The sequence below is a fragment of the Leptospira sp. WS58.C1 genome (assembly GCF_040833995.1).
Taxonomy (GTDB): Bacteria; Spirochaetota; Leptospiria; order Leptospirales; family Leptospiraceae; genus Leptospira_B; species Leptospira_B cinconiae.
On sequence record NZ_CP162137.1, the window covers coordinates 2,623,596 to 2,645,000 of the forward strand.

The 21,405-nt window shown below is 40.6% G+C and carries 19 protein-coding genes (1 of these 19 cut by a window edge); 9 read left to right on the forward strand and 10 right to left on the reverse strand.

What is annotated here, in order from left to right; translation table 11 throughout:
• The first annotated feature begins 98 nt into the window (after positions 1 to 98).
• The 3 genes from AB3N61_RS12005 (at position 99) to AB3N61_RS12015 (ending at position 2,370) form a co-directional block, all read left to right on the forward strand.
• Positions 99 to 422: a DUF2834 domain-containing protein gene (locus AB3N61_RS12005; RefSeq protein ID WP_020771046.1), complete on the forward strand. Its 324-nt coding sequence runs from the start codon at positions 99 to 101 to the stop codon at positions 420 to 422.
• A 254-nt stretch (positions 423 to 676) separates the two neighbouring features.
• Complete coding sequence (locus AB3N61_RS12010; protein WP_020771055.1) at positions 677 to 1,612, forward strand: ABC transporter ATP-binding protein; 936 nt, start codon at positions 677 to 679, stop codon at positions 1,610 to 1,612.
• Complete coding sequence (locus tag AB3N61_RS12015) at positions 1,609 to 2,370, forward strand: ABC transporter permease (protein ID WP_020771029.1); 762 nt, start codon at positions 1,609 to 1,611, stop codon at positions 2,368 to 2,370. Before AB3N61_RS12010 ends, AB3N61_RS12015 begins: the two co-directional genes overlap by 4 nt.
• Positions 2,371 to 2,394: 24 nt before the next feature.
• Here the strand turns inward: AB3N61_RS12015 and AB3N61_RS12020 are convergent, their stop codons facing one another.
• Positions 2,395 to 5,577 carry a SpoIIE family protein phosphatase gene (locus AB3N61_RS12020; RefSeq protein WP_367897689.1) on the reverse strand — a complete coding sequence of 1,061 codons (3,183 nt, stop codon included), beginning with the start codon at positions 5,575 to 5,577 and terminating at the stop codon, positions 2,395 to 2,397.
• Between the two features lie 113 nt (positions 5,578 to 5,690).
• Positions 5,691 to 6,596 carry an AraC family transcriptional regulator gene (locus AB3N61_RS12025; RefSeq protein ID WP_367897690.1) on the reverse strand — a complete coding sequence of 302 codons (906 nt, stop codon included), beginning with the start codon at positions 6,594 to 6,596 and terminating at the stop codon, positions 5,691 to 5,693.
• 129 nt (positions 6,597 to 6,725) lie between these two features.
• Here AB3N61_RS12025 and AB3N61_RS12030 point away from each other — a divergent pair, with 129 nt between their 5' ends.
• Complete coding sequence (locus tag AB3N61_RS12030; protein ID WP_367897691.1) at positions 6,726 to 7,577, forward strand: NmrA family NAD(P)-binding protein; 852 nt, start codon at positions 6,726 to 6,728, stop codon at positions 7,575 to 7,577.
• A gap of 321 nt (positions 7,578 to 7,898) precedes the next feature.
• Complete coding sequence (locus AB3N61_RS12035; RefSeq protein WP_367897692.1) at positions 7,899 to 10,877, forward strand: SpoIIE family protein phosphatase; 2,979 nt, start codon at positions 7,899 to 7,901, stop codon at positions 10,875 to 10,877.
• 196 nt (positions 10,878 to 11,073) lie between these two features.
• Here the strand turns inward: AB3N61_RS12035 and AB3N61_RS12040 are convergent, their stop codons facing one another.
• From AB3N61_RS12040 to AB3N61_RS12075, 8 genes are all read right to left on the reverse strand, one after another.
• On the reverse strand, positions 11,074 to 11,436 hold the full coding sequence (locus tag AB3N61_RS12040) for a TRL domain-containing protein (protein ID WP_367897693.1): 363 nt from the start codon (positions 11,434 to 11,436) through the stop codon (positions 11,074 to 11,076).
• Between the two features lie 3 nt (positions 11,437 to 11,439).
• Positions 11,440 to 11,802, reverse strand: a complete 363-nt coding sequence (locus AB3N61_RS12045) for a TRL-like family protein (RefSeq protein WP_367897694.1) — start codon at positions 11,800 to 11,802, stop codon at positions 11,440 to 11,442.
• Between the two features lie 2 nt (positions 11,803 to 11,804).
• A complete protein-coding gene (locus AB3N61_RS12050; RefSeq protein WP_020771028.1) occupies positions 11,805 to 12,092 on the reverse strand; it encodes a TRL-like family protein in 288 nt (95 codons plus the stop codon).
• 6 nt (positions 12,093 to 12,098) lie between these two features.
• Complete coding sequence (locus AB3N61_RS12055) at positions 12,099 to 12,923, reverse strand: outer membrane protein beta-barrel domain protein (RefSeq protein WP_020771061.1); 825 nt, start codon at positions 12,921 to 12,923, stop codon at positions 12,099 to 12,101.
• Positions 12,924 to 13,306: 383 nt separating this feature from the next.
• Positions 13,307 to 13,777 carry an ankyrin repeat domain-containing protein gene (locus tag AB3N61_RS12060; RefSeq protein WP_367897695.1) on the reverse strand — a complete coding sequence of 157 codons (471 nt, stop codon included), beginning with the start codon at positions 13,775 to 13,777 and terminating at the stop codon, positions 13,307 to 13,309.
• A 60-nt stretch (positions 13,778 to 13,837) separates the two neighbouring features.
• The gene (locus AB3N61_RS12065; protein WP_367897696.1) at positions 13,838 to 14,728 is read right to left on the reverse strand and encodes an alpha/beta fold hydrolase; all 891 of its coding nucleotides are present in this window, start codon (positions 14,726 to 14,728) and stop codon (positions 13,838 to 13,840) included.
• Between the two features lie 11 nt (positions 14,729 to 14,739).
• A complete protein-coding gene (locus tag AB3N61_RS12070) occupies positions 14,740 to 15,216 on the reverse strand; it encodes an SRPBCC domain-containing protein (RefSeq protein WP_020771027.1) in 477 nt (158 codons plus the stop codon).
• Between the two features lie 6 nt (positions 15,217 to 15,222).
• Positions 15,223 to 15,519 carry an ArsR/SmtB family transcription factor gene (locus AB3N61_RS12075; RefSeq protein WP_367897697.1) on the reverse strand — a complete coding sequence of 99 codons (297 nt, stop codon included), beginning with the start codon at positions 15,517 to 15,519 and terminating at the stop codon, positions 15,223 to 15,225.
• Between the two features lie 140 nt (positions 15,520 to 15,659).
• Between AB3N61_RS12075 and AB3N61_RS12080 the strand changes: the two genes are divergently transcribed.
• From AB3N61_RS12080 to AB3N61_RS12095, 4 genes are all read left to right on the forward strand, one after another.
• A complete protein-coding gene (locus tag AB3N61_RS12080; RefSeq protein WP_367897698.1) occupies positions 15,660 to 16,547 on the forward strand; it encodes a pirin family protein in 888 nt (295 codons plus the stop codon).
• 153 nt (positions 16,548 to 16,700) lie between these two features.
• A complete protein-coding gene (locus AB3N61_RS12085; RefSeq protein ID WP_367897699.1) occupies positions 16,701 to 18,125 on the forward strand; it encodes a Kelch repeat-containing protein in 1,425 nt (474 codons plus the stop codon).
• 525 nt (positions 18,126 to 18,650) lie between these two features.
• The gene (locus tag AB3N61_RS12090; RefSeq protein WP_367897700.1) at positions 18,651 to 20,510 is read left to right on the forward strand and encodes a SpoIIE family protein phosphatase; all 1,860 of its coding nucleotides are present in this window, start codon (positions 18,651 to 18,653) and stop codon (positions 20,508 to 20,510) included.
• A protein-coding gene (locus AB3N61_RS12095) for a PilZ domain-containing protein (protein WP_367897701.1) crosses the window boundary here: on the forward strand, positions 20,482 to 21,405 show its 5' portion. The gene runs 540 nt beyond the window's last position; 924 of the gene's 1,464 nt are visible here — the first part of the coding sequence; the start codon lies at positions 20,482 to 20,484; its stop codon lies beyond the right edge, outside the window. Before AB3N61_RS12090 ends, AB3N61_RS12095 begins: the two co-directional genes overlap by 29 nt.

Below are 21,405 nucleotides of genomic sequence, written 5' to 3' on the forward strand. Positions count from 1 at the left end.
CTTTTCTAGAACAAAAAAGTTTCCGTCTTTAAATTTCTCTCGCGCTCCTTACAAAAATCCTAATCCTTTGCTAATAACTTTCAACCAAGAGAACGAAAATGAATCTTTCCACATTTAGAATTCTGCTGATCCTATTAGGCTCCCTATTTACCGCGGGCTTTTTGTATTTAGTGCTTCCACCTTTATCGCAAAACTTCGATATTATCGGCGCGTTTTTAGGAGGATTTGTGAATCCTTTCTCCAGCGCTTATGCACTGGATATCATTTTTACCTGGCTAGTATTAGCGGTCTGGATCGTATACGAAGCAAAAACAAAAGGGATCAAAAATGGATGGATCGCACTTTTACTAGGTGTGGTTCCCGGTGTGGCAGTGGGAGCGGCTTACTATATTTATCTCCGAGCAAAACAAGATCGAAATTGATACGGTTCTCTCCATTTGTAAGAATTCCAACATTCGGTTTCCGATTTACGGGAACCGACCCTTTTCCACTAAATCACAAAACCTTTCTCTCTTCTAAAATTGGTGTGGGCCAATCCATTCCCGTTTAATATTTTGGATAATCTCATAGCCCGTTCAAAAACTTAGGTTATCGATCAGTATTCGACCTCGGGCTTCAAGAGCCTGAACCTTTAGGATAGGCTCTTATAATTTATTGAACGGTTTGAAGGAATCGTATGAAGTCCAACTCCCCCATTGTTTCGATACAAAATCTCTCCAAATCCTATTCGAATGGATTCCAAGCCTTAAAAAACATAAACTTGGATATTGAAAAAGGAGAGATCATCGCCCTTTTAGGTCCCAACGGTGCCGGAAAAACCACTTTGATTTCCGTAATTTGCGGGATCGTTACTCCTAGTTCCGGTTCTGTTTCCGTAGGCGGTTACGATATTATCAAAAATTATAGGCAAACAAGATCCATGATCGGTCTTGTTCCCCAAGAACTCACCGTCCATGCATTTGAATCCGTTTTGACTACCGTAAATTTCAGCAGGGGACTATTTGGAAAATCGCCTAACAAAGAATATATCGAAGAACTCCTAACGTCTCTTTCTCTTTTGGAAAAGAGGGACCAGATGATTATGACCTTATCCGGAGGAATGAAGAGAAGGGTGCTTATCGCAAAGGCATTATCACATGAACCGACAGTCTTATTTTTAGATGAACCCACCGCAGGAGTGGATGTAGAACTCAGAAAGGACATGTGGAATGTAGTAAGAGCCTTAAGAGACAAAGGTGTCACTATAATTCTCACGACACACTATATCGAAGAGGCGGAAGAGATCGCTGACAGGGTCGGGATCATGAATAAGGGAGAGTTAGTCCTGGTAGAAAAGAAAACAGAACTCATGCATAAACTCGGGAAAAAACAGATCTTATTGGATCTTGTTTCTCCTCTCCAAAGTTTACCGAACAACTTTAACGGTTACGAACTGGAATTAAAGAACGACGGAAAACAATTATTGTATACCTACGACGGCCAGGAAAAACAAACCGGGATCGCAAGTTTCTTGGAACAATTGAAAAAATCCGGAATTGAATTCAGGGATTTGAATACCACCCAAAGCAGTTTGGAAGAAATTTTCGTACAATTAGTGAAGGAATCCAAATGAATTTGAATGCAATCAAAGCCATCTATTTTTTCGAAATGGCAAGGACAAGAAGGACGTTGATGCAAAGTATTGCGTCACCGGTTCTTTCTACTTCTTTGTATTTTATCGTTTTCGGTTCCGCAATCGGATCAAGGATACAAGAAGTAAACGGAGTACCCTACGGTTCTTTTATTGTTCCGGGACTCATTATGCTTTCATTATTGACGGAAAGTATTTCAAATGCGTCATTCGGTATCTATTTTCCTAAATTTACCGGGACCATTTACGAAATTCTCTCAGCGCCGGTTTCCAGTATGGAAGCTGTCATAGGTTTTGTAGGTGCTGCCGCCACTAAGTCTCTGATATTAGGGTCCATCATGCTTGCGACCGCTTCTTTATTTGTGGAAATCAAGATCGCTCATCCGTTTCTGATGGTGTTCTTCCTGATACTGACTTGCGTTTCATTCAGTTTATTCGGTTTTATCATAGGGATATGGGCGGATAATTTCGAAAAACTACAAGTGATCCCGATGCTTGTCATCACACCTTTGGTATTTTTGGGAGGAAGTTTCTATTCCGCAAATATGCTTCCTCCTTTTTGGCAAACGGTTACTCTATTCAATCCTATCCTATATTTAGTCAGCGGATTCAGATGGAGCTTTTACGAAATCGGCGATGTTAGCCTGGAAATCAGCTTAACAATGATATTATTCTTCCTGATTTCTTGTCTTTGCGTTATCGCTTGGATGTTCAAAACCGGATATCATATTAAGAAATAATAAATTTATTTGCCGAAGGTCCTCTTATTTAGATTCCTTCGGCTGTCCACTCCCGTTCTCCAATCGGCCGGAATACTTTTTAAGAAGTGCTTCCACCTTTAAAATGGATTCGTTGCGCGGATCCAAACGTAATGCGTCTTTCAAGATAGATTCCGCTCTGTCGAAATTTTTGACAGCTATGTAGATCTCGGCAAGATTTGTCAGATTTTTAATATGGGAAGGCTCCCTTAAACGTAGACGTTCGCTAAAATCCAAGGCCTTTCTGATCTGACCGGCCTTCCTTGCCGCAAAAGAAGCCACGTATAGGATCTCGCTGTCGATCGGATTCATCTTAAAATAATCCTCGGCGTATCTGGCAGCTTTCTGGTAATCCTTCAGTTTCAGGAATAATTTAATAAAATTCTTTTTCACCTCGGGAACCCTGCTATCCAAAGATTCCGCCTCTTCCAAATAACTAAGCGCTTCTTGAGTATCCTTATTCAAGAAGGTTTCCTTTGCATTCCTAAGCAGCTCCTTGATCCTCTGCCTCTTTTCATCCTGAGGGATCTGTTGTTTTCCGTTCCCTATAAATGACAATCGGATGAGGGATAGGTCGTCGCTCAATTTCCCATTATTTATAATAACATTATATATTTCCTGAAGATCCCCTCTTCCTTTTTCAACGGAGTCTAAGAATAACTTTTCGTCATCGTTTATGATCCTGTCCCCATCCGAATCAGTACCTACGATAATATCGTCCCGACCGTCGGACCCAACAAAGATAGAATCTCCGGGTTCCAATTGGAAAGTTTTGATAAAAATAGTGCCTTCTATGCCCGTAGTCCCCAATTTGCGGAACATGAACTCGTTCTCAATAAAACTTGCGATCCCGTCCCTATACAACACTGTCCAAGGGTGTTCCGCATTAATGTAATACAATATTCCAAGTTCATCATCTACTAATCCCATCACGGAAGAAACAAGCATTGAACCGTCAAAACTCTCGAATACTTTGTGCAATTCTATAAATGCGTTTTTTAACCATCGTTCCGGAGATTGTTTTTTGATCGTGTCCACTACTCTAGTTCGTTCTATGATCGATTCAAAAACGGATCCCAGAACCAAAGCACCGCCTGCACCTTGCATGGATTTACCCATCGCATCCCCGTTCAGAAAAACGGTGTAAGATCTCCCTTGCAAATCTATATGATTGGAAATATTCAGGTCCCCGCCGATCTCATCCTCATGTTTCCTAAAAGTGAACCTTTTCTTTTGTTTCAAAAGAAATTCCACCTTTACGTTTTCCTGATTTGCCTTATTCGAACCTAACGGTTTGATCAGAAGAGAAGTTAAGAAATAATCCGCATCCTGTTGTTGTTTTAATTCCTGCACCTCGTTTAAGGTCTGTTCCAATTCTTTGGTTCTATCCTTTACTTTTTCCTCCAATTCGTTAGCATATTGTTCCAATCTTTTTCTAGCGGCCTGAATGGACCTTGCCATTCTGTTGAAAGAACGAGCGATAAATCCGATCTCATCCTCCACTCTCGGAACCAATCTATATTCCAAATTTCCCGAATTCACCTCGGTCAATCCTACCACAACCTCTTCCATCGGCTTTACGATCGCGTTTTGAAAGAAAAATCTGAATCCGAAACTGATAGTGACAACCATGGCCAAAAGACAGATCACTAATATTAAGGAAGGTGAATGTAGATATTCTCGGAAGGATTTATAAGTGAATCCGACTTCGTAAATTTTCCCGTTTTGAGGGTGGATTACCAAATAGGCCAAATAGAATTCAGGAGTTTTTTCGTTGGCCTTATTAAATTTGGCTCCTCTATACATTCTTTCACCTACTTCTCTTAAAGAAGTTAACGGAAGAATAAACGAAGTTCTGACCTCCAACTCGGATTTTCCGGAAGAAATATCCTTCTCCACTTTTTTACGGACCTGCTCTAGGACCGACTTTAAACCGATCTCTTCCGAATTTAGAAGTTTGGATACGGCGGCCTGATCCGTTTTAGAAGGAAGATTGGAAAATTTATTTTTAACAATATTCAATTTTCGATTCAGAAACCTAAAAAAATCGACCAGCTCCGCATCTGATACTTTTGCATCTCCCTTTGATCCGTAAAAATCCTTTATCCCTTCGGAATAGGCGTAAAATTCCTTCGGAGAATCGGAAAGGATTACCTTGGATCTCTCCCATCTATCCTTTGCACTCAATGTCCCTAGATCGGTAAGTTTCCGAGTCAGATTGAAAAACTTGATCTCCAATCGATCTTCCGAATCGAATCGAGAGTCCTTCTCCCCCTTTTCCATGATGAATTCTTTGGATTCGGGATCGAAGGAGAGAAGATAGGCAAATCCTTCCGGCTTTTTTCCTTGGACGGCTGCAAGTTCGGAAGCTTGTCCTTTCAAGGAATCAAAAGCCGTATCGTAACCGTTTAATATCGCATAACCAACCAACTGAAACGCCAAAAGAAAAGTAGCCATAGTCACGGCTACGATCTTACTTAAGATGGTGGTCCTTTCTTTGGTGGCATTTGCATAAATGATCAGGACCAAAAAGAGACCGACTACGAGCGCGATGTCCGTAGTATGCTGGAAAACTTTCCTAGAAATGGACCCATCCCTGCTCATCACATTCAGGATACCCGGAATGATGGTGATCGTAGAATACGCGATCGCAATATAAATGATCCATCTTCTTTCTTTTCCTTTTTCCACGACTGCCCTCCAAGTGGCGGAAGCTAAAAAGGAAAAGTTATATATCAAAATTATAATGGAAAAAATTTTATAGAACTTATGGGATTCGAAATCCCAATAATTACTTCCTATATTAAAACGATGATCCGATTGTAATGTCACTGCGATAAATGTAGCAGTTACGATCGCAAGCCCTGCATATAAAATAGAATAAACGGTTAAACCGAACTTAACGTTACGAGGATTCGGAAAATAAAAGAAGAATATGAAACATTGCGTAAATCCCATCATAGGAGAAGGAATTGCCAGCCAACGATGTATGATGGTCCATTGATCGAAAGAAATGAACGCGATAATATAAGCGAAATGAAAAAGGGTCATCGCCAAAGTGGAAAGACCCAAATGGAACGCGGCCTTACTTCTGTCCTTGATACTTAAGAAGAAGAAGGTAACGTAAATGGAAAAAAGACAGGCTAATAATGAACCGAAAAAGTAAAAATTGAAATAGAATTGATCCATATCGGAAGCCTAAAAAGAATCTTGAAACCGGTTTCCGTCAAGAAGATTGTTTGTAGATTAGAACCGGTTATAGGAGATCCCGTATTTAGACGATCCTATACGGAAGAAATCGACTATGCCCCCAATCTCTCCTGCTCGGAATTTCGAGGAGAAAGACCGTGGATCCTTTTGTAAGCTTTCGAAAAAGCAAATGCGGATGAATAACCGACAGTCCTCGCAATCTCTTCCAGAGTAAAATTTTCCTTCTCCATCAGAGTTTTCCCCTTCTCTATTCTTAATTTTGCCAAATAATCCATGGGAGTACATCCCAAAACTTCCTTAAATCGATTTGCAACGGAAGCCCGAGAAACTCCCACCGCTCTGGATAATTTTTCCAAGGTCCAAGGATAAGAAACCTTTCCGTGTAATGCCTCCAATGCTCTTAAGATCTTTTCGTCCTTAAAAACGTTTCTCCAACCGGGAGAAGTAGTAGGATGTGTTTCGAGCCAATGTCGGATTACGTAATAAAGAAGAATGTCGGTTAACCTCTGTAGTATTAGATCGGAACCGATACCCGAATCCAATTCTTGGGAAACCAATACTTGAGTGGTGTTTAATGGATGATGCGCCAGAACATCGGAAGACTTTACTAAAATATAATCCGGAAGTTCCAAGAAGAACGGATGCTGTGCCGATCCCGGGACCTCGTACCTAACGGAAACGAACGTAGTTAAGGGAAGTTTTTCGGACTTCTTTTGTTTTTCGGACATATCTCGAAATTTAGAAATATCCACAACCTTATCCTTTGGGGAATACACTAACTCATGATCTAAACCTTTCGCAACGAACAGAATATCCCCCTTTTCTAGAGGGATGAGTTTTTGTTGGATCCTAACATAACAGGAACCTTGGGAAAGAATGTGGAATCCACCACTCCTCTCGCATGGAAAACGAAATCCCCAGGGTTTATAAAGAGAAGTCCTGGCGAGTAAATCAGCCTTCCAACCGGCATTGGTCAATATTTCGGAGAGAATATCCATATTTTAAAAATAGACTAGCATATCTAAAAGTCGATTCATTTATACTCTTGGATATGTTTTTTAGTTCCTGAGACATAGCCTAATTTACAAACATCTTGTATCATCAAAAGTTACAGGAGAACAGATCGAATGAAAATTTTCGTTTATGGCGGAGCAGGACAGATCTCCGGTTCCGTAATTTCTAAACTACTGGACTTAGGACATGAAGTGTATGCGGGTACAAGAAAACCAGAAGCAGGCAAAGAAGCTCCCGGACTACATTGGGTATTTGCGGATGCAACCCAACCTACAAAAGGGATAGAGATATTGGAAAAAGTGGAGAGAGCCTTCTTCCTTTCTCCCCCAGGATATACGGACCAATATGCGGTATTAAACCCTTGGTTCGAAAAAGCAAAGGAGCTTTCTCTAAAAAAGGTTGTCTTGATGAGCGCCATGGGAGTGGACTTCGCTCCACCTGAAGCTCCATTCAGAAAATTGGAAATAAGTTTGGAAAACTCGGGAGTTCCTTACACGATCTTAAGGCCGAATTGGTTCATGCAGAATTTCCAAACATACTGGCTCCCCGGGATCTTAAAGGATAAGAAGATATCTTTCCCGGCGGGAAATGCCAAGACCAGCTTTATCCATACGGAGGATATATCTTCTTCCGTGGTTTCCGCGCTTTTGAACGACCAATTTAACGGAAAAGGGATCACATTGACCGGAAAAGAAGCGCTCACGCACGAAGAAGTTGCCGAAAAAATTTCCAAACATACCGGTATAAAGGTCAGTTACTCTGATATTAGTCCGGAAACATTCAAGACAAACCTTTTACAAGCGGGTGTTCCAGAGGACTATGCAAGTTTTATGGTATTCATCGCAGGTGCTTTAAAAGAAGGCCATTCTTCTCCCATACTAAATACCGTTCGGGAGATTACAGGAAAGGATCCTATCTCTTTTGATGAGTATGCAAATCAAAACAAAAAGGTTTGGTTGAATTAAAACCGATTTTCTTGTTCGACCTTGATCAGATCCACGGTTCGTTTAAGGTCGAGCGCTTGCAAAATCTTCAATCACCTAATCTTAAAAAGACGAATGAAGAAAATAGTACGAAAGATTTAGTGCGCTCCGCAATTTAGCATAAATTCTGAAACAAATTTGAACTGATTTTCTAATATCTCTCGTTTTCACTTCATAAAAATCTTTTTGTCGATCAAACGATCGATAAAAATCCGAAATTACAATTTCGCTGCCTGCTATTTATCCAGTATTCCGGAATCCTCTTGACATTTAGTCATTTAATCAAAATCTAACAAGTCCGATATGGAAGCCTCCATTCTATTTTCTCATCATGCAAGCGGAGTTTTCTCCTTATTCCTTTTAACATTCGTTCTCAGCGGATTTTTGGTGTTCAAGAAGAACAGGACCCTGCCTACATATTATTTAATTATAATGTACATGGGATATGGGATCATGTTTTTGGGATACTTTCTTTCCTATTCCATATTTCATCCAGTAGCTGCATATCATAGATACTTAACCGTTTTTGTGATCTTCGGGATCGTCGGATTTATCGGTTTCTGTTATAATTTTCCAAGAAACATTCATCCGAAAGAATCCAAGGTGGTCATTCCGTTATCCTTAGTGATCGCCTTAGCAGCCTGGATACACTTTATCCTAAAAACCGCGGGGAAAGAGAAAATTTATCTTTTTTCTGCACACCATTATAGCTTCGATTTCGGAAAGGAAGCTAGCCTTGCCATCCTCCTTTGTTTTATCATCAGTACCGTTATTTTGATTAGAAAAACGATCCATTTCTCCCATTATTCCGGAATATTCCATAAATGGAATACTTCGGCGGATTTATTGGCTCTTCCCGCCCGCATTCTTGTAAAATCGTTTATTTTTCTGCCGCTGTATTTCATGAAACTCGCACTCCCGGCAAGAAAAGAAGGGATCGCCCTAAGGGCATTTTTACTTACCGTCACCCTGAACCTATTGAATGCTTACAATAACATACTAAATAAGTCCGGAGTTTTATCCTATGATACTTATGCGATAGCATACTTTATCCTATCGGTAATTACGATATTTTCCATTCAAAGTGCGTATCTGAACCATTCTCCGGAACCGACAAGCTTCATGGGCAAGATACTTTCCAGCGCCGTGGTTACGGTTGTGTTAGCCTTAGGAGCGATCAGCTACATTACGTTATTCTCAACAGACAAATCCATCGAAAAAGAGGATTTAGTGGAGATGAACGCGGTCAAAACGGAAATCCGAAACGGTCACACGAACTTTCCTCCCAATGTAAGATACGTTCTATCGCGTCCGATCGGGCCGGGGATTTTCGATCATAAATATGAGATCCTTTTTTCGAAAGACGGTTTAAACCAGACTATTCTAAAAGAAGGAGAAAAATATTATAAAACCCAACAACTCAAAGAAGGAGTAGAAAAGAATAAAAAGATCCATAAAGGAAAAACGGAATCCGAATTAGAGACAATCACCCTTAAAGAAATGAAAGAAACGGATCTCCCTTTAAGCTCCAGGCTTTTCAGGGTCGCTGGAGATTTTTATATCCATTATGATTTTGTAATCGGACAGACCAGATACGAGGTAGGGTTCGCCTATGTAGAATTCAGACAAGTGATCCACGATGTCGCTCGTTGGTTGATACTGATCATTTTCGGAACGACTATCTTTATATTGATAGCATTCCCTATCCTACTCAGAGTCAGCTTAATACATCCTCTCAATAATTTATTATCCGGTGTTGAGAAGGTCAACCATGGAGATCTGAACGTAAATGTTCCGATTAAAGCTATGGATGAGATCGGTTTTTTATCTCTGTCATTCAATTCGATGGTGGACTCTATCCGAGGCGCTCGGGAGCAACTGCAGGAACATGCGGACCATCTGGAAGAAAAAGTAGAAGAACGTACGAAAGAAGTTCAGGAAAAAATGGAAGAGGTCCAAAGACTCAAGATCCAGCAAGATGGGGACTACTTCTTAACTTCTCTACTTGCAAAACCGCTCTTTTATAACGCAAACAAGTCTTCCAAAGTTAACACGAACTTCATCATCAGACAAAAGAAATATTTCGAATTCCGCAACAAACAAGGAGAACTCGGTGGAGATATCTGCTTAACCGGAAATCTCAGATTGGGAACCCCTGATAATTATAGAAAATTTACTATGGCAATGAACGGAGACGCCATGGGAAAATCGATGCAAGGAGCGGGAGGTTCTTTGGTCATGGGGGTCGTGATGAATTCCATCATGGCAAGATCCGCCGCTAACAAGCGAATATTAGCTAAAACTCCGGAAGAATGGTTGGCCGAAACTTATACGGAAGTCCACTCGGTATTCAAAAGTTTCGACGGGACAATGGTAATCTCCGCGACCGTGATATTGATCGACGATGATACCGGAGAAATGTATTATTGGAATGCAGAACACCCGTTCTCGGTATTATATAGGGACGGGAAGGCATCCTTTATAGAAAATACATTAGAACTTCGTAAATTAGGATTGGACTCGGAGTTCGAATTTAAGGTGAAAAAATTCCAACTGCATCCCGGAGACCTAATCATACTCGCGTCGGACGGTAGAGACGATCTTTTACTTTCCGAACATAATAACAAGAGGGTCATAAACGAAGACGAGAATGTATTCTTAGATGTTGTGGAAAGATCTCAAGGAGATATAAAAACGATCGAGAAGAATATCAGAAGTATCGGGGAAGTCATAGACGATCTCTCCATCCTTAGGATCGGCTTCCAAGAAGTGAACGCTCCTGCGATAGAACAGAATGAAGATCGAAACGATTTTGCTGATAAAGTAGTTCTACAAAGCCTTTATAAAGAAGGAAAAGAATTATACCGTAACGGAGAGGCACAAAAGGCGATCTCCATTCTACTAGACGCATACGCAACGGATAATAATAATCAAAAATTGAATAAACTACTAGGTCTGATCAGCTTTAAAGAAAAAGACTATCCTTTAGCAGTCAAAGTTTTAAGTAAATATTTGAGTCAAGACCCTGATACGGCTGAACTTTGGTACTATCTTTCCATCGCGGAAAAACGGATCGGGAACTTAGCTCAATCTTTGGAAGCGGCTATGATGGTAAACCAAATGCAGCCTATGAACGTACAAAATCTAGTCCACTTATCCGATCTAAATAGACTATTAGGAAACAGAGAAGAAGCAATCGGTTTCACAAAAACAGCGGAAGAGATAGATCCGGAAAATAAGAATATTCGTAAGTTGAAAAGATTATTAGATATGGAATCTTGAATTTTACCACATTTCATTCCATGGTTTTCTGAAAACCGCAAAAGGCATCGAAAGAAATGTCAGACACTAAAGGTAAATAGATACGAGTCGAATCGATTCAAAAAACCTCCATGCCCCTGTAGAATCGAGATCCTTCCGGATCTAAATATTTCATGAAAACAGGGAAGAAAAACAAATTTTGAAAGAACCAAATCACCTATTCCCCTCGCACGATAACGCACTCTTTTATGAAGATCCCAAATATATTTAAATGCGAATATTCAATGGAACCGATCAACTTTATCTCGGCGCTTTGAGCTGCGTCCCTAACGCTTCCACCTTTTATAAAAACGTACGTGTCCAAATAGGCAACGGAAGAAGAACATGAACGACCTTCTTTAATTAACCTTGCCTGGCCGATTATATTCGAATTTTGGTCCGGGCGAGAAGGATAGAATAAATTAGATTCTCCTCGGGAAGTGTGTTTGGCGCTAATGATTAAAGCGCTATAGGGAACTCTATATTCCGGAAAACAGGAGCAAAATAAAAGTAGGACTAAGAAAAAAACGGGAATCCTCATAAATTATTCTCCATACACATACGTACAATATCGTCCGTAGAAGATGAAAAAATCCGTCACACTATGATCTATATATGATATTTTTGTGATCAATTCTCTCCAAGCAATGGATCCCGCTGCCGCATCTCCCCAAGAATAGATCCTAAAAATATGATGTACACATCCTTTCCCGAATCTGAGAGGACGAACCGTATTCTGAGGATTAAAATCACCGTCGAAAGATACACTATTATATAGAAGCCCGGGGATCGGACGATAAGAATCTCCTAAACTCATACAGTTTAATCCGAGAAAGAAGGAAAGTAACACGAACAAAACTTTAAAAGATGTTCCGACAGAATTTTTGTAAAAAACTCCAGGATCCATACTCAATCTCCCGTTAAGATCAAACAATGACGTCTAAAAAAAATAAAAAAGAAAGAAGAGACTTCAATTTCAATGGAATGGATCCGAGAGATCTCTCCCTGTCGTTTCGCTTCCGTTATACTCGCATCTCCGGCGGAAACCAAAAATAGAAAATTATATGCGCACACTTTTGCACTTTTTAAACCTTCCACATTTCCGATTTTCCCTGGGATCTTTTCCTGACGATAGACGATACCTTTACAAGTATATAAAGCAAATACCGTAAAAATAGAAAATAGAATTCGATTCAAGCAGGTTTACCTTTCGGAATATTTAGCAATATTTTCGAAATTGAATAAAAATCCCATTTGGATCTGAACGGATTCCAAAGTAGTATTTCCGATAATATCCGATTTAAGCCATTTTTTTTGACCCGAAATTTCCAATTGTAAACCGAACTCAGGCGTTAAGAAAAAATTTACACCTGCTCCCGCTCTCGCACCGTATCCCGTTCCTGTGGAAGTAATCGGTTCGAATACGGAACTCGGATGTATATTTCTCGAACTGGTCGAATATTGAACAAGCCCGGCTTCCAAATTTATGAAGGGATCTACCCTAGATCTAGATACTGGATGGAAGGAAACTACCAAAGAATACATTACATCATTATAAAATCTTTTAGTATAGGGAAAAGCCTCTACGTATGTCGGGTTCGGTTGGCTTGAAGATAAACGGGGAAGATCTAAATATTCCCTATTATTAGTCGCATCCATGGAGAAAGAACTAGCCGCAAAACCCAATCCGATCTTATCAGTTACTCCATATTCGAAAAAAAACCGAAAAGAAGTCGGAGTGGAAAATTGAGAATTAGGAAGGCCCAACGGAGGAGAAACGTCCTGACCAAGAAGACGAAGAGGAGTCTGACCGGAAGTTGTCTCCGTTTTCAGATTTTTTTGTATCTCTTTTTCTCTCGAGATGATGCTTCCTCCCGTATGGAAAGAATTTCCGGTAGTGCCCGAAAGAAGAAAGATCCCTTTATAAAATCCGTAAGGATGCTCCGCTTGTCCTGGATTCGGTTCCGCTAATAAAAACACAGGAATAAAATATAAAAATAGATAGAAGAAAGAACGAAAACTTAGCATCCAAAGCCTGCCCGATTAAGTTTAGCTACGGAAGCTATACATTCTTTCCCCAATTGGGCCAGAAAAAAGTTATTCAGATCGGAATTTTTTACGGTTTTTTGACCAGAATGGGGTTCGTTAGCCGTTTTGCGGAATTATTTTCGCGAAAATCAGGATTAAAATCCTATTTTGAGCAAAAAACAACCTTCGATTTGAGATCAATGTACAAGTAGAAAATTCGAATTTTCATCTTGGGCATAAAAGTGCAGAAGAGAAAAATTGTTTTAAAGAATATTTAGAAAATACGCTTTCATCGAGATTGTTAGAAAGTAATCGGAAGAAAGCGTACGATAATTATTCTAGAACATCCTCATTCAATGCGAAATTTTCGACAGCAGGTGAAATTACATTAAATATCTCTTGCCTAAATTATCTCTTTTTTCCGTGTCTGCGCCATTGGAAATCAGAAGTTCGGTAATTTCAGAGAGACCGTCGTAACTATAAGAAATATGTAATGGAGTCACTCCTTTCGGATCGGCAACATTCGGATCCGCCCCATGCTCCAACAATATCTGAACAGGCTCCAACTTACCGTTTTCCACCGCTTTATGAATTGGGAAAATCCCGTTTCCATCCGGAAGATTCGGGTCTAGGCCTACGTTCAGTAAAGTTTCCAAATAAAACGGATCTTGGATCTCGGATGCGCAAAAACCCAAAAGCCCTTTAGTACATTCTTTCAGCTCGCCATTGTTGGGAATAAGATCCAAAATTTTTCTGAAACCTTGTTTGTCTCCGGTTTGGATCTTAGAGAATAATTCTTTTCCCCTTTTTGTCGCCTTGTAATTTTCCATCCAATTTTTAATCCAATCTAACATATAATTTCCCGATCTATATTTAGAAAATAGACTGTTCGTATCCGGATTTTGATCTTATCTTCACGGAGAATCCAGAAAATCTTGTATCAAGGCGGATGTCAATTCAGGATATCGATCCTTTCCTTGGGACATGATAGCTTCTCCTAAATAATCACCATGCCCGCCAGGTAAGACCAAAAGCCTTGCCTTGGGAATCATCCGGACCATCTCAACCGCATGCTCCAATTTTGGAACATCTCTATCCCCGAGTAGGATCAAAGTAGGAATTCCGACAGTTCTTATTTCTTTATCGCTAAGATCTTTGAAGTTACGCATTCTAACAGCATCTTTCTCGTACATCGTATACAATTTTTGAGGGTCCGGATTAACTTTTAGAAAGGCATCCTTAAGGGCCTGAGGCATATTCTCGAAAGTTGCGTTCTTCATAAAATTCCAAAACATAGGATAGGCTCCGTTTCTCTTTGTAATGGAAGAGGCAAATACAAGTTTGCGCACAAGTTTCGGATATTTTATCGCTATTTGTAAAGCCACGCTTGCACCGTTACTAAACCCGAAAATATCCGCCTGTTCAACTTTAAGAAATTTGAGAAGAGCGACTACATCTTCCGCAGAAGTATCAAAACTGACTGGAGCATTTCTATCGGTTGTTCTTCCATGACCCTGCTCATCCAAAGCGATTACCTTTCGATTTTGAGCGAAAATCGGAAGAATTCTACTATAAGTCACTTCTATCGTTGAACCACCGCCATTCAGCAGGACTAGAGGGATTCCATCCTTTTCGCCATGGATCTCGTAATACATCTGGATACCTCTGATCGGAGCCAGACCTTTTTCAATAGGTTCAGATCCTATCTTAGGAGGAGTCTCCCGGAGTTGAAACGGCCTACTAGCCGAACAAGCTGCCAGAAAAAACAGTATAAAAACATAATGTATTAAATTATAAACTTTCATCTTAGTACACCTTATTTTACTTTTTCAAGATAATCGGTTAATCTTATCAAATGTGCTAAGGTTCCTTCTCTTCTGGAAGCCATACCTTCCCGACCAAAGGTCCCGTCTAAAAATGCAACCTGTTCCGTAAACGTGAGTTTCGTATCAGAAGAATCTACTTTTTCGATCTCCACGGAAGCGATGGATACCGAATGGATCTTTCCGCTCAAGATCATATCATACGTGAAAACGATCCTTTGGTTCTCGATTAGATCGGAAAACCTAGCTTTGTATAAGGTTTCCCTTCCGTTAGGAAAACGACCGTGTAGAGTTTCTTCTCCCCCCACGCGAAAATCCAATTTTCTCTGTACTACCGACCATTCACCTGGTCCAATGAACCAGTTTGATTTTGCTTCCACATTACTCCATGCGGAATACACGGACTCCGGGGAGGATTGATACACTCTTTCAATACTAAAAATTTCGTGAGCAACTTTCAATTTTTCCATGATTCCTTACTTCTTTTCCTTCTCCTTCTTTTCTAAAAATTCTCCCAATCGATCCAAATTTCTTCCCCAGAATTTTCTGCGCTGGTAGACCCAGTTTTCGATCAGCTCCAATGAATTCGTTTCAACCTTACAAGAACGCACCCGACCTATTTTTTGCGTTTTGATCAAACCGCTTTCTTCCAATATTTGTATATGCTGCACAACCGCAGCCAAGCTCATGGATAAGGGACTGGCAAGCTCGCTTACAGAAGCTGGCTTCTTAGTTAATCTTTCTACTATATCACGGCGAGTTGGATCTGACAAAGCATAGAAGATCCTGTCCAAAGATGAATTGTTAAGCATTTACTTGAGTATAAGCTATCCATCGAAATAGTCAAGCGTTTACTTGAGTATTTTTTACAATTCTCCGCAATGAAAGATGCAAAAATAACAGTCTATTATATATGAAAAAGATATTATTTACTCAGCGAGCGAATACACCGCATTGGGTCGGAGACGGTTTTCCAGCAAGATCCATCTTCAGTTACAACGACATAGCTAAAGATATTTCCCCATTTTTACTTATGGATTATTTAGGCCCTGCCGAATTTCCTCCATCAAGATCAAGCCATCGTCTCGGCGTTGGAGAACACCCTCATCGAGGATTTGAGACAGTTTCAATCATCTATTCGGGAGAAATAGAACACAGAGATTCTTCCGGGGGCGGTGGCGTAATTAAAGCAGGTGATGTCCAATGGATGACAGCAGGCTCAGGACTAGTCCATGAGGAGTTTCATGGAAAGGAAATTTCCGAAAAAGGTGGCGAATTACATGGTGTTCAACTTTGGGTCAACTTACCTAAAGAGTATAAGATGACCAAACCCAAATACCAATCGATCAAGAAGGAAAATATTCCAGTGATCCAACTTCCAAATGGAGCTGGGAATGTAAGAGTAATCGCCGGTGATTTTAATGGAACAAAAGGTCCTGCATCGACTTTTACTCCGATCAATCTGTGGGACATTAATCTTAAGGCCGACAAACTGGTTGAGTTTAAGGTTCCAGTCAATCAAACAGCTGTTGTTTTCGTAGCATATGGATCTGTCACAATCAACGAGGTTCAGTTAATTGAAAATGCAGAAATTGCAGTTTTAGAAAAAGAGAATGATACTTTTACTCTTAAGGCTACCCAAGATGCGAAGCTTATGTTTTTGGGAGGTGCAACTATCGATGAACCAATTTCTGGATACGGGCCATTTGTAATGAACACGTCCTCTGAAATTGCAGAAGCCTTAAAAGATTATGAAAGCGGAAAAATGGGTGTCTTAGAAAAACTCCAAGGCTCAGAATAAGAACATTCGTTTCAAATGGAGATCAGGCTCGCCTTCTTTCGAAAGGACTCCGTATAACTACGGCCTATCCCTGATAATTAGGTATTAGTACCAATAGATATTCTCAAAGAATCTAGATACTATTACCTAATACCTAACACTTGGGATGTCTCCATGACCCTCTTTAAACGAATTCGAAAAAACATATATGCCGTTTTCTTTATATTCTTCTTATTCTCTTGTTCGAATGGAAGCGGCGGAAATAGCGCTCTTGCTTTGCTGGCATTATTAGGAGGATCTTCCGATTTACCTGCCGAATGGACCTGGATAAGTGGTCGATCCTTTGATGCACTCGGAGGTGGATACGGCTTAGGTGTATATGGAACAAAAGGAGTGGCTGATCCTGCGAACTTTCCCGGAGGACGCCAAGACGCAATGCAATGGATAGATTCCTCGAATCAATTATGGTTATTCGGCGGAATCGGTAGAGATCCTGGCACAGGTTTCGGAAGATTAAACGATCTCTGGAAATTCGACGGTACGAATTGGACTTGGGTAAAAGGAGCGAATACAGTCAACTCCGCCGGAGCTTATGGAACGAAAGGTGTAGCTGATCCAGCGAATGAACCTGGAGCAAGAGTAAGCGGAACCACTTGGGTCGATTCCTCCGGAAACCTTTGGCTTTTTGGAGGTTGCGCGGGTATAAACAGTGGGGATTGTTTTAGCGATCTTTGGAAATTTGATGGGATCAATTGGACCTGGGTAGCGGGTCCGAATACCAAAAATACAAACGGAGTTTATGGCACCAAGGGTATAGCTAATGCTGCCAATTTTCCGGGAGGACGGCAAGGAGCAGCAGGATGGATAGACTCAGCAGATAATTTATGGATATTCGGAGCAAACGCCGGTTTAGAAGAATCCTTTGGCACTCCATCTACGCTGAACGATCTATGGAAATTCGATGGGACCAATTGGACTTGGGTGGCAGGACCAAAAACGATAGGAGGCCCTGGGGATGGAAATTGGGGAACGGTCAACGTTCCTGCAGTTAGTAATATTCCTTCCTCTCGGGGAAAGTCCATATCTTGGGTCGACTCTTCCGACAATTTATGGTTATTCGGCGGCTCTAGTTACGACGGTGAATTTAACGATCTCTGGAAATTCGATGGAACCAATTGGACCTGGAAAGGAGGTTCTAACTCGGCGAACCAGACTGGAATATATGGGAAAAAGAATATTGCCGGTTCTCAGAATCGAATCGGATCTAGGGGAAACGGTATAGGAGGAAAACTTCCGAATGGTAGGATCTGGATTTTCGGAGGATTCGGAGTGGACGCGAACGGTGACTCCGGACAGTTGAATGATCTTTGGATCTTCGATGGGAAGAACTGGACTTGGAAAGGAGGAACGAATCTTGTTACCCAGGCAGGCAACTTCGGACCCAAAGGAAAAGCAGGAACTAGCTATTATCCGGGAGGTCGCTTTGGACCAAGCGGATGGACCGACTCCAGGGGAAATATCTGGATCTTCGGCGGACAAGGAATAGATGCAAATGGAAACAATGAATTTCAAAATGACCTATGGAAAGTCCGCCTTTAATATATTCAATAATATTCAGAAATATTAAAATAGAAGAAGCTGAAAATAGGACTTTTCAGCTTTTTATAATAACACTAGGCCATGTCGCCAATCCAATCCTTTTCAAACTCGGCTGCGGCAGAAAAAATATCCAAACTCATAAAAATAGAATTATAAATATTTAATATTAAAACGGAAAAAATACTCCTCCCCGTAGAGAAGAAAGAGAGCACATCTTAACAAACATTCTAATCGTAATATATCCGCAAATTCGAATAATATACTGCCAGAATCCTAAATTAGGATTTTCTTTTCGCAAAGCACCAAAGCTTCGCATTCGAATTACTTAAAGTTTTTGCACCGCGCAAGAGACTGCTAAATTGTTATGCGAACTAAAACAAAAATCTTATCAATTAAGATCGACTAACACAAACGTTCCAAATAAAATAGATTCCGCAGGATTGAATAAAATATTTATTGACTAACTTACCTCCGCAACTAACGTCTCCCGAATCCCCAAAAAACATTCAAAAAAGGTTTCAACTGATGATTCATCAAGAGCAAAGTTTCAGGCGATTCGTCTGGGCCCTCGAAAAAAAATGGATCCAAACCGTCTGTATCCTAGGTTTCACCCTGGTCCCTATATTCGGAGGTTTAGATTATTTTATCATTCCGAAAGAATATTTGGACGAGAACCTCGGCTATTTTCTATCGTTAAGAGCCTTCGCTTCCTTTTTCGTATTGATACAATATATAATATTACGTTTTTCCAAACCAAACGCTTGGAATACGGTGCATGCGTTTGTCTTTACCTTTGTTGTCGGCGGAATAATCACCTTAATGACGGCACGTTTAGGAGGATTCGAATCCTCGTATTATGCCGGATTAAATCTAGTTTTGATCGCCGTGAACCTATTCCTACCTTGGAATGCCGTAAAAGGAGCCTTAAATAGCGGGATCATTCTCGTTCAATATCTAGTAGTAAATCTGATTTTCGATCATGACTACAAATTGATCTCGATAATCAATAACCTGTATTTTTTAGCTGGGACCATGATCATTTCGGTTACCATAGCTCATTTCAAATTCAATCTCACAAAATCCGAATTCGAAAAGATGGATGTAATCAGCACCTTGAAGTCCCAGCAGGACGGGGATTATTTCCTCACCTCTCTGGTATTGCAACCTTTAAGTTTGAATCTCTCCAAAAGTGAGATCGTTCCTGTGGAATTCTTCACTAGCCAAAAGAAGAAATTCACCTTTAAAAATTGGACCCAAGAGATCGGCGGAGATATAAGCGTTTCGAACGTTATCACTCTCAAGGGGAGAAGATACGTCGTTTTTGTAAATGCAGACGCTATGGGAAAATCCCTGCAAGGTGCAGGTGGGGCGATCGTTTTCGGCGCTGTATTTCATGCTATGATCCAAAGGACCAAAATGTTGGAAACGAACCAAAACCAATATCCGGAGCGTTGGTTAAGAAACGCAGTGATTGAACTGCAAAAGACCTTCGAAAGTTTCGACGGAGCGATGATGATCTCTCTTGTGATCGGACTCGTGGACGAAGAATCCGGTCTGGTATACTACATAAATGCAGAACATCCTTTTCCGGTATTATACAGAGACGGAAGAGCCTCCTTTATCGATTCTCAGATATACTTTAGAAAGATCGGAATGTTGGAGATCAAAAGCAGATTTTTCGTAAGTTTATTCCAGCTCCAACCGGGAGATAAACTGATCCTCGGATCAGACGGAAGAGAAGACCTGATGGTGTTCGATCCAACCATAGGCGGCAAAAGTATGGTAGAAGACGAAAACTTCTTCCTACATATCGTCGAACAAGGAAAAGGCGAATTAAGGGAAATAGTTTCCATCTTAAAAGACTCGGGAGATATAATCGACGACCTTTCCTTAGTAAAAATCTCCTTCGATCCGGCAAAAAGGGAGAATGGACCGGGTAATTCCTTACGAGCCCCATCTCAATATTCCGAAAACGGAACGCACACAAACGGTTATAAACACGCTGAAGATCTAGAAGTTCTCAAGGAATTAGTATCTTCCTCTTCTAAAAACGGAGATATAGAAGAGTCTATTCAAGCCGCAATACGATTAGTGGAAATCTATCCTGGTGAAAGTAATTATCTCTACTTTCTTGCCAAAACTTTCAACAGACATAGGGATTACAAAGAATCCGTGGAGCAAGGGGAACGTTTTCGTTACCGCCAACCGGATCACGTGAATAATCTTCTGGTACTTTCCGATTCGTATCGCCGTCTCGGGAACAGAAGAAGGGCGGAACTTCTACTTAAAGAGGTCTTCTCTTTCGAACCCCAAAATCAAACGGCGATAAATCTTTTAGGTAAATTAAGAAATCATAATGGGAAAGACCTCATCAAATCAAATTGATAAAAGTTACGAAAAACTCCTCCCTAAAGAAGAAGTTTTTATTCCGACATATAGCTGCTTCTATAAAATTCACTCAGTGAATAAAGAGGAAAGTTCCGCGAAAGCCTCGCTGGGGGATATTTCCAAATACGGCACGAGGATCATCTGCGAAAAAAGGATCTCGGGGGAAGCCGTACTCGGCTCTGTGTTGGACATGAGCATATTTACCGATGTTCTACAATACAGTCGCAAACTAAGCGGAGTGATTCGCTGGGAAAAAAGATCTGAAAAAGGGTGGGAATACGGGATTCAGTTTGACGAACCGATCCATTTAGACCTATTTCGCGCCATTCACGATTCCTTAACCGGGATAAAGATCCGAGTAGAATCTGCAGAACCGAAAACTCCCCATCAGAAAGCCTTATCCATAGTATTTCAAACCAAGGAGAAAATCCAAAGTATCCAACCTTTATTGTCTCAACTCGAATCCAGCCTAAACGATCATGAATACGCTGTGGGATACAATCTGAAAGAAGAAATTTATAAATCCGTATTTCTTCTTTTGAGCCCGATTTATAATTTCTTAAAGGAAAAAACAAACGAACTCTACCACGAGCTGGATCCGGTCGAGATCAACTACAACTTCTCTTATCTTAGGGAAGAACTACAATGTTATCTTTTCTTGGATCCTTTCGTAAAAAGAGCCACAACAAAGCCATTAGGCTACGCAGGCGATTTCGAGATGATGGATGCGATCTATCGGGATACAAACGAAGGAACCAACCTTTTAGGAAAAAGTCTTCATAAATGTACCTTGAATCTGAAATCCGCACAGGCGGTATTTCATAGGCAGAATTTCTTTTACAGAACGATCTTAGATAGACTGAGGAATAAAGAAGGAAAACTCTGCGTTCTA

What these genes read in the sequence shown, in the direction of transcription:
- AB3N61_RS12040 (WP_367897693.1), bottom strand. Translation starts at nt 11,436, where the DNA reads ATGAGGATTCCCGTTTTTTTCTTAGTCCTACTTTTATTTTGCTCCTGT.
- AB3N61_RS12005 (WP_020771046.1), top strand. Translation starts at nt 99, where the DNA reads ATGAATCTTTCCACATTTAGAATTCTGCTGATCCTATTAGGCTCCCTA.
- AB3N61_RS12045 (WP_367897694.1), bottom strand. Translation starts at nt 11,802, where the DNA reads ATGGATCCTGGAGTTTTTTACAAAAATTCTGTCGGAACATCTTTTAAA.
- AB3N61_RS12080 (WP_367897698.1), top strand. Translation starts at nt 15,660, where the DNA reads ATGAAAAAGATATTATTTACTCAGCGAGCGAATACACCGCATTGGGTC.
- AB3N61_RS12025 (WP_367897690.1), bottom strand. Translation starts at nt 6,596, where the DNA reads ATGGATATTCTCTCCGAAATATTGACCAATGCCGGTTGGAAGGCTGAT.
- AB3N61_RS12085 (WP_367897699.1), top strand. Translation starts at nt 16,701, where the DNA reads ATGACCCTCTTTAAACGAATTCGAAAAAACATATATGCCGTTTTCTTT.
- AB3N61_RS12030 (WP_367897691.1), top strand. Translation starts at nt 6,726, where the DNA reads ATGAAAATTTTCGTTTATGGCGGAGCAGGACAGATCTCCGGTTCCGTA.
- AB3N61_RS12090 (WP_367897700.1), top strand. Translation starts at nt 18,651, where the DNA reads ATGATTCATCAAGAGCAAAGTTTCAGGCGATTCGTCTGGGCCCTCGAA.
- AB3N61_RS12035 (WP_367897692.1), top strand. Translation starts at nt 7,899, where the DNA reads ATGGAAGCCTCCATTCTATTTTCTCATCATGCAAGCGGAGTTTTCTCC.
- AB3N61_RS12070 (WP_020771027.1), bottom strand. Translation starts at nt 15,216, where the DNA reads ATGGAAAAATTGAAAGTTGCTCACGAAATTTTTAGTATTGAAAGAGTG.
- AB3N61_RS12020 (WP_367897689.1), bottom strand. Translation starts at nt 5,577, where the DNA reads ATGGATCAATTCTATTTCAATTTTTACTTTTTCGGTTCATTATTAGCC.
- AB3N61_RS12060 (WP_367897695.1), bottom strand. Translation starts at nt 13,777, where the DNA reads ATGTTAGATTGGATTAAAAATTGGATGGAAAATTACAAGGCGACAAAA.
- AB3N61_RS12010 (WP_020771055.1), top strand. Translation starts at nt 677, where the DNA reads ATGAAGTCCAACTCCCCCATTGTTTCGATACAAAATCTCTCCAAATCC.
- AB3N61_RS12055 (WP_020771061.1), bottom strand. Translation starts at nt 12,923, where the DNA reads ATGCTAAGTTTTCGTTCTTTCTTCTATCTATTTTTATATTTTATTCCT.
- AB3N61_RS12015 (WP_020771029.1), top strand. Translation starts at nt 1,609, where the DNA reads ATGAATTTGAATGCAATCAAAGCCATCTATTTTTTCGAAATGGCAAGG.
- AB3N61_RS12065 (WP_367897696.1), bottom strand. Translation starts at nt 14,728, where the DNA reads ATGAAAGTTTATAATTTAATACATTATGTTTTTATACTGTTTTTTCTG.